This window comes from Kitasatospora sp. NPDC048194, assembly GCF_043202455.1.
Lineage (GTDB): Bacteria > Actinomycetota > Actinomycetes > Streptomycetales > Streptomycetaceae > Kitasatospora.
On record NZ_JBIDAK010000028.1, the window covers coordinates 78,307 to 93,857 of the forward strand.

The following is a 15,551-nucleotide window of genomic DNA, read 5'->3' on the forward strand; positions in this document are numbered from 1 at the left end:
AGGCCCCCGGGTCCGCATACTGACCGCATGACGAGCGGAGACGGTGGCCGGGACACGGGCAGGCGCGCGGTATTGCGGGCGGCCGCGGCAGGGGTGCTGCTGGGCGCGGCGGGGTGTTCGAGCGGGGGCGCACCACGGGCGGCTTCGACGACCTCGGGCACCGCTGCGCCCCAGAGCGGGGAGACCACCCCGGCCCCGGCCCGGACGCCGACGCCGACCCCGACACAGCCGCAGGCCCCGGCACAGCCGCAAACCCCGACGCCGGCTCAGACCCCGTCCCCGACCGCGCTGCCCAACCCGCCGCTCTGGCAGCCCGGCCCGGGCGAGATCCAGCCCGACGTCAAGCGCCGAGCAGTCGAGCTGGTCGCCGCGCTCGGCGCCTGGCCACCCGGCGGGCAGGGCGTGGAGGCGGCCCGGAGCCGGGTGGCCGCGTTGGGCCTGCCCACCGGGCTGGCGGACCAGGCCGGCCCGCTGGCCCCGGCGGCGGCCGAGGCGAGCCTGGAGGTGATCGACGCCCAGTACGGCGGGATCCTCGCCGACTCGGCGAGCGTGCTGGTGGTCTGCCGCCAGTGGACCAGGGCCTCGGACGGCTCGGTGGCCGAGGGCGGCACCACCGTGGACGTCCGGCTGAGCCGGGCCGAGCCGCGCTGGACCGTCACCGCGCTGCACCCGGCGGAGCCGGGGGCGGCCGCCGCCTCGCCCGGCGCGGCCGTGGCCGGGGTGCTGGCCCAGCCGAGGATCGAGCTGCCGCCCGCCGCCGCGGCCGACCTGCGCAGCGGCGCCGTCCACGACTCCGTGCTGACGGCGATGCTGCGGCTGGCCGGCCCGTACTCGCTCACGGTGAGCGTGGTGCGCAGCGGCCACCCGCTGGACGTGTTCGGGACGACCCGACCCAGCGACCATCCGCTGGGCCGGGCCTTCGACGTCTGGCGGATCGACGGCCGGGCGGTGGTGGACCCGGCGACGCCCCGGCAGCTGATCGAGTCCTTCATGCGGGACGCGGCCGCCGCCGGCTCGTACAACGTGGGCGGGCCGCTGGCGATCGCGGGCGCCGGCAACCAGTTCTTCACCGACGACACCCACCACGACCACGTCCACGTGGGATTCGACCACTAGCCGTACAGCGCCGGCAGTACCGGTGTCAGTTGACGTTGACGCCGCTCCAGGCCGCCGCGACGGCCGCGTACTCGGCGCTGTTGAGGCCGTAGAGGTCCTTGGCCGCGCTGAGCGAGGCGGTGCGGGCGCCCTTGTAGGTGGTGGTGGACGTCATGTAGACGGTCAGTGCGCGGTACCAGATCCTGGCGACCTTCTGGTTGCCGATGCCGGTCACCGTGGAGCCGTTGCAGGTGGGGCTGTTGTAGGTGAAGCCGTTGATGGTCTTGCTGCCGCTGCCCTCGCTGGCCAGGTAGAACCAGTGGTTGCCGACGCCCGAGGAGTTGTGCACGTCCAGCTTGCCGACCGAGCTGCTCCAGCAGTCCGCCGAGGAGCCGTCCAGGGAGGGCTTGTCGAAGCGGCGCAGCCACGGCGGGGTGGACTGGTCGCTGAACAGGTAGTCGGGGGTGTCGAGGGCGTTGTTCGCGTACCACTCGACCATGGTGCCGAAGATGTCGCTGGTGGACTCGTTGAGGCCGCCGGACTCGCCGCTGTAGCGGAGGTTCGCGGTGGCGCTGGTGACGCCGTGGGTCATCTCGTGGCCCATCGTGTCGAGGTCGACCTGCTCGGGGTCGTGGGAGCCGTCGCCGTCGCCGGTCATCATGCAGAAGCAGCTGTCGGACCACTGGGCGTTGTCCCAGGCGGTGCCGACGTGGACGAAGACGGTGGCGCCCTTGCCGTCGTTCTTGATGCCGTTCCGGCCGAAGGTGTTCTTGTAGTAGTCGTACGTCCAGGCGGTGTTGGCGTGGGCGTCGACGGCGGCGGTGGAGCGGTCGGTGGAGAACTTCCTGCCGTCGCCCCAGACGTTGGTGGTGCTGGTGAAGGCGGTGCCGGAGGAGGCCTTGACCGAGCTCGCGGAGAGGTTGTGGGCGTCCTTGGTGACGTGGCCGCGGACCGGGTCGGTCAGGGTGTAGCCGCCGCTGACCGGGGTGGTGCCGAGGGTGACCGTGCCGGTGTACTCCGAGTTGCCGGTGCCCGAGGCGTGGTGCTCGGCGTCGTAGGACTCGATCTGCTCGCCGGTGGTGGCGTCGGTGACGACGACCGTGCCGGCCGGCTCGCCGTGCGCGCCGGTGCCCTCGACGGTGATCCGCCAGGCGAGGCGGGGGGTGCCGTCGGCGGCCCAGACGACCAGCTCCGGGGTGCTGACGGCGTCCCGCACGCCCGGGGCGGCGGACAGCGCACCGGCCGCGCCGGACTGCGCGGACACCTTGGGGACGGTGGACCTCACGGCGGCGTCGTGGGCGGCGGCGCGCGAGGAGTCCTTCAGCGCGCCCCTGGCGTCCTGGTGGACGACCAGGTCGCCGCCGACCACCGGCAGGCCCTGGTAGGTGCGGTCGAAGCGGACGTGCGAGGTGCCGTCGGCGTCGAGCACGACGTCCTTGAGCACGAGGTCCTGGCCGGAGCCGAAGCCGAACACCGAGGCGTGGTGGGCGACGTTGGCGCGGGCCTGGGCTATCGCGGCGGCACGGGGGTCGGTGGCGGCGGAGGCGGTGGCGGCGGGGACGGTCGCGCCGGCGAGGGCGGCGACGACCGCGACGGCTGCGGCCACGCGGGCACGGCGGAAGGAGGACGTGGGGGTCACTCTGACTCCAGTGGGGGTTTGCTGCAGGGATGGGAGCTGGGTCAGAGATTGACGGCGGTCAGTCATCCACAGCTAGAGGGAAGGTCATAGCTTTGCCAAGTTGTGTCCTTTGTCAGTCAAAAATGATCGGAAGTTAACATCTGCTCTACAGTGCGGTCGTGACGATCGACTACGCGTGGCGCGGCCCGCTCACCGACCCCGAACTCGACGCCCTGCACGCCGAGGGCTTCGGCCACGCCGACCGACCCGGCGGTCGGCTGCTCCGGCTGGAGCGGCACAGCCTCGGCTGGGTCACCGCCCGGCAAGCCACCGACACCGCCCTGGTCGCTTCGTCAACCTCGCCTGGGACGGCGGCGCCCACGCCTTCCTGCTCGACACCGTCGTCGCGCCGCACGCCCGGCGGCAGGGCATCGCCACCCGCCTGGTGGCCGAGGCCGCCGACGGCGCCCGCGCGGCGGGCTGCACCTGGCTGCACGTCGACTTCGAGCCCCACCTTCGCACCCTCTACCTCGACGCGTGCGGCCTGAAGCCCACCGAGGCCGGGCTGTTGGCACTGTGACCGCGAGGTCCTAGGCTTCCGGCCCATGGACGGATGGGTGGGGGCCTGGACCGGCGGGCGGGCAGCGGTCCACATCGGCAACGTCGCGGACTTCAACGCCCAGTTCACCGCCCCGGGCGTCGACACGGCCCAGCGCGACCGCCGGCTGCGGCAGGCGCACCACTACGCCTGCCTGGCCGTCGGCTACAGCCCCGAACCGGCGCTCCTGGTGCTGCCCGCCGAGGTCGACCGGGCGTGGACCGACTGGCTGGCCCGGGAGTTGGAGTGGGGGCCGGTGGAGGTGCACGACGGTGTGGCGGCCGACCGGACGGTGGCCGCGGCGATCGCTGAGCGCCCCGCCCTGGCGGCGCGGATCGCCGACTCCGGCCACCCCGTGGTCCGTTGGGGCCGCACCGCGGCGGACGGCAACGGCCCCGAGCTGGCCGCCGTCCGCCGGTACGAGTCCAAGGCCGCCGCCCACGAGCTGTTCACCGCCCTCGCGCCCGGGCACCCCGGCATCACCGTCCCGGTCCAGGAGCGCCCGGACGGCCGCCGCCGCGCCGCCCGCCGGCTCACCCTCCGGGCCGCCCGGGGCCTGACCACGGTGCTGAAGAGCCCGCACGGCGTCGGCGGCTACGGCACCGTCGTGGTCGAACCCGCCGACGTGTTCGCCGCCGGTGGTGCGGGCGCCCTGCTGCGCCGCCTGGTCCGCTCCGAAATCATGCCCCCGCAGGGGCCGTTGCTGCTGGAGGAGTACGTCGACCCGGGCCCGGCGGCCCGGCTGCGCGACCTCACCTACGACGCCCTGGTCGGCCCGGACGGCACCGTCCACCCGGTCGGCGCGGCCGCCATGGAGGTGGCCGGCACCCGCTACCAGGGCGCCACGACGGGCCCCGGCACGGTGCCGCGGGCCGCCGCCGAGACGGCCCGCGACTTCGCCCTCGCCGTGGGGGAGCGGCTGGCCGCCGAGGGCTACCGGGGCTGGTACGACGTCGACTTCGTCACCGACCGGCGGCGCCGGCTCGCGCCCACCGAGATCAACCTGCGACTCACCGGCCCCGCCGTCGCCTTCATGCTGCGCGAACGCCTCGACCGGGTACGCGGCCCCGGCCACCTCGTCCGCACCCTGGACGCGATGCCGCTCGGCGCCCGCCTCGGCCCCGAAGCGCTGTACGACCACCTCGACCGGCTGCGCCCGCGCTGCGCCCGGCTCGGCGTCACCCTGCTGCCGCTGATCCCGACGGCGGCCCGTGACCCGCAGCCCTTCGTCGGCCTGGCGCTCGCCGGGCCGGACGCCGAGGCGCTGGACGCCGCGCAGGCGCTGCTGGCGGCGGCCAACCACGCGCTGACCGGGATGTTCGAGGCGTTGCGCTGACACCCGCCCCTGCGCCGCCGCCCCCCTCCTGCACCGGCTCCAGCACCGGCCCCAGCGCCGGGACCTACCCCTTCCGGCTCTTCGGTTGCCGCAGCAGGAAGACCACGACGACAACCGCGGCCGCCATCAGCGGGAGGTTGAACAGGTAGACCATCGCGGTCTCCCGCGGCCAGTCCGTGGCGTCGGTGAGCCGGTAGAGGTTGTCCTGCGGCCACCAGGAGGCGAGCAGCCAGAACACCGAGAGATACGTGAGCAGGGACAGGCGAAGCGACCGGCCCTGTCGCAGCACCGCCGGGAGGCCGGTGAACAGGAAGGCCAACCCGGCGCCGAACGCGGCGCACTCGCCCCAGTAGAGGAGCCCGAACCAGAAGTGGTACCCGGAGGGCACCGCCGACAGGTCGGTCGAGCCCGGGAAGAAGTAGTCGGTGCCGGCCCGGGTGAAGAGGGTGGCGGCGACCGTGACGAAGGCGGCCAGGCAGCCGACCGGGCTCGACTGGTCGGAGGCGCCTCCCCCGGCCTTGCCACCGCCCTTTCCGCCCGGTCGGCCGCCACCGGCCTTCGCCGAGCGAGGCCGGGTGTGCTCCGGCGGGGCCGGCAGCGGCAGCGCCGCGCGGTCCAGCTTCCCGGCGCGGGTGCGCGGCAGCTCGGGGACCGTGATGACCGCGGCGGGCGTGGAGAAGCCGTTGAGCTTCGTGCGCAGGTACTCGGTGAGCGACCAGCCGTCCGCGCCCTCCGCCCCCGGCGCGGGCACCGCGTAGCCCACCATCAGCCGCCGCTGCCCCGGTGCCGGCTCCACGTCGACGACGGCGGCCTCCTGCACCGCCGGGTGCGCCCGCAACGCGCCCTCCGCGCGGGCCGCCGCCTTGACCCGGGTGGTCACCGTGGTCGCCCGCTCCGCACCGAGCGGCCCGACCACGGTCGCGGCCCGGCCGATGAACTCCAGGACGCCGTCCGCCCGCAGCAGTCCGAGGTCGCCGGTCAGCAGCACCCGCCCGTCCGGGTCGAAGTCGGCCCGGACGAAACGGCGGGCGTCCTCGGCCGGCCGGCCGAGGTAGCCGCGGCCCAGTCCGGAGCCCGCGATGGCGATCTCGCCGACCCGCCCGGCGGCCACCGGGGTGGCGTTCGGCCCCAGCACGTACACCCGGGTGCCGGGGAAGGGCCGGCCGACCAGCGAGACCCGCTCGGCGCCCTCGGCGGCGGCCGCGCCGCGCACGTCGAAGTAGGTGCTGTCCACGGTGGCCTCGGCCAGGCCGTAGACGTTGAGCACCCGGGTGCCATCCCCGAGCAGCCGTTGCAGGCCCAACTGCTCGTCCAGGTACCACTTCTCGGCGCCCACGGTGAGCAGCCGCACCCCGGGCAGCGCGCGGCCGGTCCTGGCCAGCAGGGCGGTGAGGCGGCGTGCGGTGCGGACGTTCAGCTCCATGACGGTGATCCGCTCCTGCGCCACCAGCGCGGGCAGCGCCGCGAGGTCGGCGGTGCGGTCCAGGGTCAGGTTGAACGGGGTGACCACCAGGGTCGCGCCGGTGCCCAGCGCGCGGACCCAGTCGGCGGTGAAGACGTCGAACTCCAGGCTCGCCGTCTGGAGGATCCGGTCCTCGGCCGACAGGCCGTACACCTCGCGCCAAGCGCCGTACGCGGCCAGCAGGTTGCGGTGCTCGATCACGGCGCCGGCCGGCAGGCCGGTCGTGCCGGAGGTGTAGAAGACGCAGGCCGGGTCGCCCGGGGCGACCTCGGGGCGCTCGAACGCGCCGTCCGGCAGCGCGAGCGTGTCGACGCAGACCACCCGGGCCCGGCCCGCGTCGGCAAGCCGGAGGCGGTAGCGCTCCTCGGTCAGCACCAGGTCGGGCTCGGAGTCGGTCAGCAGGTGCCGCAGCAGGGCGTCGGGCGCGGTCGGCTCCAGCGGTACGAAGGCCGCGCCCGCCTTCAGCACCGCGAGCAGCGCGACGTACACCTCGGTGCCGCGGCCCAGCGCGACCGCCGCCCGGCCGCCCGGGCCCAGGCCGCCGACCGCCAACGCGGCGGCCAGCCGGTCGGCCCGCGCGTCCAGTTCCCCGTACGTCAGCTCGGCGTCGCCGCAGCGCACCGCCACCGCGTCCGGTGCGCGCCGGGCCTGCCGTTCGACCAGCCCGTGCAGCGTCGTCGCGGCGCCGACCCCGGTGGCGGCGCCGGTGGCGGTCGCGCCGGCCGTCCCCACCCGGTCGGCCGGGGCCGCCGGGTCGGCCGTTCCCGCCGAGCTGCCCGCACCTGCCGCGTCGGCCGTTCCCGCCGAGCTGCCCGCACCTGCCGCGTCGGCCGTTCCCGCCGAGCTGTCGGCACCTGCCGCGCCGCCCGTCGCCGCCCGGTCGGCCGGGGCCGCCGGGTCACCGGTTCCCACCGAGCTGTCCTTCCGCGCCGCGTCGTCCGTTCCCGTCGTTTCGTCCGTGGTCATCGAGCCTCCCCCTCGTCCCCCTCGGTCCCCTGGGAAAGGCACAATCCTCCTCCCAACTGCCCCCGCGCAACAGGGTTCTGGCACCTCCCGGAATGCCCTGGCACGTCCACCACGCGGACGGCCCGGCTCCGGAACGGCCGCCGGATGTACGGTGCACACGGACGGTCGGCGCCGGCCCGTCCGGTGCGGCGCCCCGCCCGTACCCGACCGGCGCCGAGATCGGAGACCCGACCCATGACCCCGCCCGACCCCTCCTTCGACGGCCCGCTGCTGCGCACGCACGACGTGGACGTCGTGCGCGACGGCCGCCACCTGCTGCGCGGGATCACCGTGGAGATCCGGCCCGGCGAGCATTGGGCCCTGCTCGGCCCCAACGGCGCGGGCAAGTCCACCCTGCTCGCCCTGCTGGGTGCGGTCTCCCACCCGACCCGGGGCACGGTCGACGTGCTCGGACGGCGGCTCGGCAGGGTGGACGTCCGCGAGCTGCGCGCCCACCTCGGGCACGTCAACCCGCGCCACCCGCTGCGTTCGCCGCTGACCGTGCGGGAGGTGGTGCTCACCGGGCACACCAACACCATCGAGCCGGAGTGGCACCGCAAGCCCGCCCCCGAGACGGTGGAGCGCGCCGAGCGGCTGATCGAGACCCTCGGCATGGCGGCCATGGCCGAGGCCCCGTGGACCACGCTGTCCCAGGGCGAGCGCGGCCGGGCGCTGATCGCCCGCGCGCTGATGCCCAGCCCCCGGCTGCTGCTGCTCGACGAGCCCGCCACCGGGCTGGACCTGACCGCCCGGGAGCTGTTGCTGGACAGCCTGGACCTGTTGCGCCACCAGCACCCCGAGCTGGCCAGCGTGCTGGTCACCCACCACCTGGAGGAGCTGCCGGAGAGCACCACCCACGCCCTGCTGCTGCGCGCGGGCGCGTGCGTGGCGGCCGGGCCGGTGGACGAGGTGATGACCACCGAGCTGATCAGCGAGACCTTCGGCCACCCGATCCGGATCTCCCGTCACGAGGGCCGCTGGACGGCCCGCGCCGCCGCCCGCCGGGCGCCCGGGCGGTAGCGCCGGACGGCGGCCGCCGGACGGGCCGGGCTACGGTTCGAGCTCGGTTCGAGGGGGTGGGTGTCGACGGACCGGCGTTGTTACGTAAGGTATGCCTTAGCTAATCAGGAGGCGCCGGCCCGGCCGGCGCGCCATCCGGTCCTGGCACCCTCATGCCCTTTTCCGTTGGAGCCCCCATGCCCGCCCGCCGCCGTTCCACCGCAGCCGCCCTGCTCAGCCTCGCCGTGGCGACCGCCACGCTGGCCGGCTGCGCGTCGAAGAAGGACGACAAGGCGGGCTCGCAGGACGCGGTGAAGGTGAACGCCACCGACACCGCCTGCGAGGTCTCCAGGACCAGCTTCCCGGCCGGGCACGTGGTGCTGGACATCAGCAACAAGGGCTCCAAGACCACCGAGGTCTACGTCTACGCCGCCGGCGACAAGATCGTCACCGAGCGCGAGAACATCGGCCCCGGCACCAAGGCCACCGTCAACGCCGAGATCAAGGCCGGCGCGTACGAGGTCGCCTGCAAGCCCGGCATGGTCGGTGACGGCATCCGCCAGAAGATCACGGTGACCGGCGAGGGCGGCAGCTCCGCCGCGGCCGACCCGCGCCTGGCGGCCGCCGTCGACGCGTACCGCACCTACGCCCAGGAGCAGGCCGACGCCACCATCCCGGCCGTCGAGGCCTTCGCCGCCGCGATCAAGGGCGGCGACCTGGACAAGGCCAAGTCGCTGTACGCGCCCTCGCGCACCGGCTGGGAGCGCACCGAGCCGGTCGCCGAGAGCTTCGGCGACGTCGACCCCAAGACCGACACCCGCGAGGACAAGCTCGAGCAGGGCCAGGAGTGGACGGGCTGGCACCGCCTGGAGAAGGCGCTCTGGGCCGACGCCCGGATCGGCGACGACGAGAAGCAGCTCGCCGACCGGCTGGTCGCCGACCTCAAGGACTGGCAGAAGAAGATCCCCACCGCGGAGATCACCGCGACCAGCATGGCCAACGGCGCCAAGGAACTGCTGGACGAGGTCGCCACCAACAAGATCACCGGCGAGGAGGACCGCTACAGCCACACCGACCTCGCGGACTTCCAGGCCAACGTCGAGGGCGCCCAGAAGGCCTACGAGCTGCTGAAGCCGGTCGCCGCCGAGAAGGACCCGGAGCTGTCCAAGACCCTCGACTCCGAGTTCGCGGCCATCAACGCCCTGCTCGCCAAGTACAAGCAGGCCGACGGCACCTTCACGCCGTACGACAAGGTCACCGAGGCCGAGCGCAAGACCTTCTCCGACGCGGTCAACTCGCTGGGCGAGCCGCTGTCGAAGCTGGCCGCCGCCGTGGTCGCCAAGTAGTCCGGCCGACGACCCCCCAGTCCCCCCCGCGCCGAGCAGTTCGGCGACGACGCAGTACCGCAGAGTGAGAAGGGCCCGCCCGCCGATGGACGCCGACAACGAGCAGCAGAACGGCACCCCGGCCGCTGCCACCACCCCGGCCGAGGCCGCCACGACCCCGCCCGCCGCCAACCGGGGCGCGGTCAGCCGCCGCGCCGTGATCGGCTGGGCCGGTGCGGGCGTCGCGCTCGGCGCCGCCGCCGTCGGCTCGGTCGTCGCGGCCGACCGGCAGGACGACGACCCGGCCCCCGCGCCGGTAGCGGCCGCCACCGCGGAGGTGCCGTTCTACGGCGAGCACCAGGCGGGCATCGCCACCCCGGTCCAGGACCGGTTGCACTTCGCGGCCTTCGACGTCTCGGAGAACGCCACCCGGGAGTCCCTGGCCAAGCTGCTCAAGGAGTGGACCAAGGCGGCCGCCGCGATGACCGGCGGCCGCGAGGTCGGCACCGGCGCCGTCCCCGGCTCCGCGGAGGCGCCGCCGGACGACACCGGCGAGGCCCTCGGCCTGCCCGCCTCCCGGCTCACCCTCACCATCGGCTTCGGGCCGACGCTGTTCGAGAAGGACGGCGTCGACCGCTTCGGCCTCAAGGCGCAGCGCCCCGAGGCCCTGATCGAGCTGCCGAACTTCAAGGGCGACAAGCTCGACCCGCTGCGCAGCGGTGGCGACATCTGCGTCCAGGCCTGCGCCGACGACCCGCAGGTCGCCGTGCACGCGATCCGCAACCTGGCCCGGATCGGGATGGGCACCGTCAGCATCCGCTGGTCGCAGCTCGGTTTCGGCAAGACCTCCTCGACCACCCCGGACGAGCAGACCCCGCGCAACCTGATGGGGTTCAAGGACGGCACCCACAACATCGCGGGCACCGACACCGCGAAGCTCGCCGAGCACGTCTGGGCGGCGCCCGGGGACGGCCCGGAGTGGATGACCGGTGGCTCCTACCTCGTCGCCCGGCGGATCCGGATGCACATCGAGACCTGGGACCGCTCCTCGCTCAAGGACCAGGAGGACACCTTCGGCCGCACCAAGGGCGAGGGCGCCCCGTACGGCAAGGCCAAGGAGCACGACGCGCCCGACCTCAAGGCGATGCCCGCGACCTCGCACGTCGCCCTGGCCCACCCGGACGCCAACAACGGCCTGATGATCCTGCGCCGCGGCTTCTCCTTCACCGACGGCACCGACGGCCTCGGCCGCCTGGACGCGGGCCTGTTCTTCCTCGCCTACCAGCGGGACACCCGCAAGGCCTTCGTGCCGCTGCAGCAGCGGCTCGCGGCCTCGGACAAGCTCAACGAGTACATCCAGCACGTCGGTTCCGCCCACTTCGCCTGCCCGGCGGGCGTGCGCAAGCCGGGGGAGTGGTGGGGCCAGGCCCTGTTCGGCTGACGGCCCGCCCCGGAGCGGCGACTCCCTGGCCGCCTCCTCCCCCGTACCCCCACGACACCCCCAGGAGGCCGCGTGTTCGGCAACTACCTGATCGGCCTGCGCGAAGGACTCGAAGCCAGCCTGGTCGTCTGCATCCTGATCGCCTACCTCGTCAAGACCGGGCGCACGGACAAGCTCCCGCCGGTCTGGCTCGGCGTCGGCTCGGCCGTGGTGCTCTCGATGGGCTTCGGCGCGGTGCTGCAGTTCGGTTCCTCGCAGCTGACCTTCGAGGCCCAGGAGGCGCTCGGCGGCTCGCTGTCGATCGTCTCGGTCGGCCTGGTGACCTGGATGGTGTTCTGGATGCGGCGCACCGCCCGGCACCTGAAGACCGAGCTGCACGGCAAGCTGGACGCCGCGATCGCGATGGGCACCACCGCCCTGGTGGTCACCTCCTTCCTGGCCGTCGGCCGGGAGGGCCTGGAGACCGCGCTGTTCATCTGGTCGGCCGTCCAGGCCACCGACGACGGCTGGAACCCGCTGGTGGGTGCCGCGCTCGGGCTGCTCACCTCCGTGGTGCTCGGCTGGCTGTTCTACCGGGGCGCGCTGAAGATCAACCTGGCCAAGTTCTTCACCTGGACCGGCGCGATGCTGGTGGTGGTCGCGGCCGGCGTGCTCGCCTACGGCGTGCACGACCTCCAGGAGGCCGGCTGGCTGCCCGGCCTGCACAGCCTGGCCTTCGACATCTCCAGCACCATCCCGAAGGACAGCTGGTACGGCACGCTGCTGAAGGGCGTGTTCAACTTCCAGCCGGACCCGACGGTGCTGCAGCTGGTGGTCTGGCTGCTCTACCTGGCCCCCACGCTGGCGGTGTTCTTCAACGTCATCGGCGGCGGCAGCAAGGCCAAGCCCGTCGAGCCGGTGGCCGCCAAGCCGACCGCCTGACCGACGGCCGCGATCAGGCCGTCTGACCGGCCGACCGCCTGACTGCCCGAACCCTGCGAACCGCCCCGCCCGGCACCAGCCCGGCGGGGCGGTTTCGTCATGAGTACGTCACAGCCGCAACCGGGCCGGTCGCGCCGTCGTGCTCTCCGGCGAAGGCTCCGAAACCGATCACCCATCACCGATCACCCGATCACCGATCGCCGAGTGACCGATCGCCACCCCTGGGGGAACCATGACCGTCCGCAGGCCCGCCAAGCTCGTCGCCGCCGGTGTGACCGCGCTCGCCGCCGCCCTGCTGCTGACCGCCTGCAACGACGCCGCCGGGACGGACGGGCAGCCTGCCCCGGCGGCGACCACCGCCGCCGGGGCGGCGTCCGGCCGGCCGACCGGCACCGGCGCGGGCACAGCGGGCTCCGGCAGGGCGACCGCCCCCGGTACGACGCCGACCGGCACGGCACCGACCGGCACGCCACCGACCGGGCCGGCGGCGACCCAGGCGGCCGGCACGCGGTGCAAGGCCGGCGAACTCTCCGCCACCGTCCAGGTCCAGGGCGCCGGTTCGGCCATGGTGATGCTCACCAACAAGGGCGGCCGCAGCTGCACCCTGTTCGGCTACCCGGGCTTCGGCGGACTGCGCGCCGACAGCAGCGCGGACCCGCTGGCGGTCAAGCGGGAGCCGCACCCCGGCCCGCCGACGCCGATCACCCTGAAGCCGAACACGACCGCCTTCGCGGGCCTCAGGTGGAACTCCTGCGACAAGGCCGACCCGACCTGCCACGTGATCACCGGGCTGCGGCTCACCCCGCCGGACGAGACCGAGCAGCTGACCGCCGAGCTGCTCGGCCTCGACGGCAAGCCGGTGACCCAGCTCCCGGTCTCCGCCCAGGGCCTGACCGCCGGCAGCCTGCAGCCCTCCAACCAGGGCGTGGTGTTCGCCGGGCCGTGACGCGCGGAAGCCCCCGGGGCGGCTCGACCGAACCGCCGCGGGGGCTCCTCGCCGCACGCGCCCCGGCTACTCGCTCTTGATCGCGTCCAGGACGTCCATCCGGGCCGCCCGGTGGGCCGGCCAGAGCGCGGCCAGCAGGCCGATCACAGCGGCCGCGAGCAGGAAGCCGGCGGTCTGCAGCGGCGGCACCACGGTGGTGATGCCCTTGAGGCTGTCCGCCATCGTGCGCACCCCCGCCCAGGCGACCAGGACGCCGAGGCCGACCCCCACCAGGCCGCCGAACAGCGCGATCAGCAGCGACTCCAGCCGGACCATCCGGCGGATGCCGAGCCGGTCCAGGCCGATCGCCCGCAGCATGCCGATCTCCCGGCGGCGCTCGAACACCGACATCGCCATGGTGTTGACCACACCGAGCACCGCGATGACCACGGACATGCCCAGCAGCCCGTACATCATGTTGAGGATCCCGGTGAGGATCTCGCGGTTCTCCGCCTTGACCTCCTTCTCGCCCTTGACCGCGATCAGCGGGTTGCCGCCGGTCGCGTCGCGCAGCGCCTGCTTCAGCTCCTCGGTCGCGCCGTCCGCGCCCTTCACCAGGACCTTGTTCAGGCCGGAGCCGGGGAGCGCGTGCGGGCCGACCACCGCCTCCGGGGCGAGCAGCGGGGCGGGCGCGGTGCCGGCCTCCAGGACGCCGCCGACGGTCAGCGAGCCCTTGGCGCCGTCCGGGTAGGTGACGGCCAGGGTGTCGCCGAGCCGGTGGCCGCCGTGGTCGGCGACGCTCGAACTCACCAGCAGCTTCCCCTGCCTGAGGGCGTCCGCCGACCCCTCCCGGACCTTGACGACGGCCAGCTGGTCGATGGTCGCGGCGTCCACGGCGGTCAGCCACTCGCTGTCGTCCTCGCCCTGCCCGGTGGTCACCGGGACGCTGCGCTCGGTGCTCATCGCACGGACACCGGGCGTCCTGGCGATCTGGGCGGCGACGTCGGAGGAGAGCATCGAGCCGTTGCGCATCGCCACCGTGTAGTCGGCCTTGAGCTCGGTGGCGGCGGCCCTGTCCACGGCCTGGTTCACCGAGGCGCCGATCACCGTCAGCGAGGTGATCAGGGTGACGCCGATGGTCAGCGCGGAGGCGGTGGCGGCGGTGCGGCGCGGATTGCGGACCGCGTTCTCCCCGGCCAGCTTGCCCGGCGTGCCGTACAGGGCGCGCAGCAGCGGGGCGAACAGCGCGATCAGCGGCCGGGACAGCAGCGGGGTCAGCACGAACACGCCGATCAGCAGCGCGGCCGCGCCGAGCCCGACCAGCTTGACCTCCTTGCCGCCCACGCCGGCCGCCAGCGCGCCCGCACCGGCCAGCGAGAACAGCAGGCCGACGGTGTTGCGGAGCACCAGGCTCTTCTGGGTGGCGGGCTGCTCGACCGCGCTCATCGCGGCCACCGGGGCGATCCGGGAGGCCCGGCGGGCGGGCAGCCAGGCGGCCAGCACCGTCACCAGCACGCCGACCGCGATTGCCGCGACCACGGTGGACGGGGCGACGATCAGCGGGCCGTCCGGCAGGTTGGCGTCCATCGGGCCGTTGAGCAGCGCCTTGAGCCCGACGGCGATGCCGATGCCGGCCAGCAGGCCGGCCACCGACGCGGTGAGGCCGACCAGCAGTGCCTCGGCCAGCACGGAGCGGGTGATCTGGCGGCGGGTGGCGCCGACGGCGCGCAGCAGGGCCAGCTCCTTGGTGCGCTGGGCGACCAGCATGGTGAAGGTGTTGGCGATGATGAAGACCCCGACGAACAGTGCGATGCCCGCGAAGCCCAGCAGGAAGGTGCTGAGGAACTTGGTGCTCTGCTTGATCATCCGGTCCTGCTCGGCGGCGAGCTCGCGCCCGGTCCTGGCCTCGATGCTGTCGGCCCGGGGGACGGCCTGCCGGACGGCGGCGAGCAGTGCGGCGTCGTCGGCGCCCGGCGCGGCCTTGACGTCCAGCTCGGCGAAGCGGCCCGGGCTCAGGTAGAGCCGCTGGGCGGTGTCGGTGTCGAAGGCGGCCAGCGAGCCGCCGGCCGTCACCCGCGGGTCGTTGGTGTGCAGGGTGCCGGTGAGCCTGAGCTCCATCACCGGGCCGTTGACCGCGACGCGGACGGTGTCGCCGACCTTGAAGCCGCCCTTGGCGGCGGTCCTGGTGTCGAGGGCGACCTCGGTGGCGTTCCGGGGGCCGCGGCCCTCCACCAGCGGGTAGCGCGGGTCGGTGCCGTCGGCGCCCGGGACGTAGTTGGTGCCGGTGGTGGAGAAGCCGTCGCCGATCAGCGCGCCCTTCTTGTCGGCGATGCCGGCGAACCCGCTGACCACACCGCGGGCCTCGGCGGCGCCGGGCAGCGCGGCGACCTTCGCCCGGGTCTGCTCGGTGAGCGTCGGGCCGGTGGTGGCCCGGCCGCCGTGGTCGTAGCCGCGGTCGACGGCCTCGTGGTCGCTGACCGTGACGGCGATGTCGGTGTAGCTCCTGGAGTTCTGGGTCCTGAGCGCCTCGCCGAGGGTGTCGGAGAAGACGAGCGTGCCGGCCACGAAGGCGGTGCCGAGCAGGACGGCCAGCGTCGTCATGAGGAGCCGGCCCTTGTGGGCCAGCACGTTGCGCAGAGCGGTGCGGAACATGGGGGAGTGTCAGTCCTGGAGTGCTCGTGGGTCGGTGGCGTCGGGGTTTGAGCCGGGTCAGCTGGTGCGGCCCTTGGCGTCGAAGCGGCGCATGCGGTCCAGGACGGTGTCGGCGGTGGGGGCGTGGAGTTCGTCGACGATGCGGCCGTCGGCGAGGAAGACGACGCGGTCGGC

10 protein-coding genes and 2 pseudogenes are annotated in these 15,551 nt (G+C 74.1%); 8 read left to right on the top strand and 4 right to left on the bottom strand.

Annotation, left to right across the window (positions count from 1 at the left end; genetic code table 11):
- The first annotated feature begins 27 nt into the window (after positions 1-27).
- Positions 28-1,116, top strand: coding sequence for a hypothetical protein (locus tag ACGF07_RS27735; RefSeq protein ID WP_392903019.1), 1,089 nt, complete (start codon positions 28-30; stop codon positions 1,114-1,116).
- Positions 1,117-1,141: 25 nt separating this feature from the next.
- Here the strand turns inward: ACGF07_RS27735 and ACGF07_RS27740 are convergent, their stop codons facing one another.
- Positions 1,142-2,734 carry a M4 family metallopeptidase gene (locus ACGF07_RS27740; protein ID WP_392903020.1) on the bottom strand — a complete coding sequence of 531 codons (1,593 nt, stop codon included), beginning with the start codon at positions 2,732-2,734 and terminating at the stop codon, positions 1,142-1,144.
- Positions 2,735-2,892: 158 nt separating this feature from the next.
- On the opposite strand from ACGF07_RS27740, the pseudogene ACGF07_RS27745 reads away from it, so the two are divergent.
- Both ACGF07_RS27745 and ACGF07_RS27750 read left to right on the top strand, forming a co-directional pair.
- Positions 2,893-3,293 (top strand): annotated as a pseudogene (locus ACGF07_RS27745) (GNAT family N-acetyltransferase).
- 25 nt (positions 3,294-3,318) lie between these two features.
- The gene (locus ACGF07_RS27750; protein ID WP_392903023.1) at positions 3,319-4,647 is read left to right on the top strand and encodes a hypothetical protein; all 1,329 of its coding nucleotides are present in this window, start codon (positions 3,319-3,321) and stop codon (positions 4,645-4,647) included.
- Positions 4,648-4,711: 64 nt separating this feature from the next.
- On the opposite strand, the gene ACGF07_RS27755 is transcribed toward ACGF07_RS27750, so the two are convergent.
- A complete protein-coding gene (locus ACGF07_RS27755; protein ID WP_392903025.1) occupies positions 4,712-7,075 on the bottom strand; it encodes an AMP-binding protein in 2,364 nt (787 codons plus the stop codon).
- 234 nt (positions 7,076-7,309) lie between these two features.
- Here ACGF07_RS27755 and ACGF07_RS27760 point away from each other — a divergent pair, with 234 nt between their 5' ends.
- The 5 genes from ACGF07_RS27760 (at position 7,310) to ACGF07_RS27780 (ending at position 12,746) form a co-directional block, all read left to right on the top strand.
- Positions 7,310-8,134 carry an ATP-binding cassette domain-containing protein gene (locus tag ACGF07_RS27760; RefSeq protein ID WP_350743956.1) on the top strand — a complete coding sequence of 275 codons (825 nt, stop codon included), beginning with the start codon at positions 7,310-7,312 and terminating at the stop codon, positions 8,132-8,134.
- A gap of 176 nt (positions 8,135-8,310) precedes the next feature.
- Positions 8,311-9,459, top strand: coding sequence for an iron uptake system protein EfeO (efeO, locus tag ACGF07_RS27765; protein ID WP_392903027.1), 1,149 nt, complete (start codon positions 8,311-8,313; stop codon positions 9,457-9,459).
- A gap of 85 nt (positions 9,460-9,544) precedes the next feature.
- Positions 9,545-10,879: an iron uptake transporter deferrochelatase/peroxidase subunit gene (efeB, locus tag ACGF07_RS27770; protein ID WP_350743954.1), complete on the top strand. Its 1,335-nt coding sequence runs from the start codon at positions 9,545-9,547 to the stop codon at positions 10,877-10,879.
- 72 nt (positions 10,880-10,951) lie between these two features.
- Positions 10,952-11,800, top strand: a complete 849-nt coding sequence (gene efeU / locus ACGF07_RS27775) for an iron uptake transporter permease EfeU (protein ID WP_392903030.1) — start codon at positions 10,952-10,954, stop codon at positions 11,798-11,800.
- Between the two features lie 232 nt (positions 11,801-12,032).
- A complete protein-coding gene (locus tag ACGF07_RS27780; RefSeq protein WP_392903033.1) occupies positions 12,033-12,746 on the top strand; it encodes a DUF4232 domain-containing protein in 714 nt (237 codons plus the stop codon).
- Positions 12,747-12,812: 66 nt separating this feature from the next.
- Here the strand turns inward: ACGF07_RS27780 and ACGF07_RS27785 are convergent, their stop codons facing one another.
- A complete protein-coding gene (locus ACGF07_RS27785; protein ID WP_392903035.1) occupies positions 12,813-15,377 on the bottom strand; it encodes an ABC transporter permease in 2,565 nt (854 codons plus the stop codon).
- A gap of 57 nt (positions 15,378-15,434) precedes the next feature.
- Positions 15,435-15,551 (bottom strand): annotated as a pseudogene (locus ACGF07_RS27790) (ABC transporter ATP-binding protein); the annotation flags it as partial.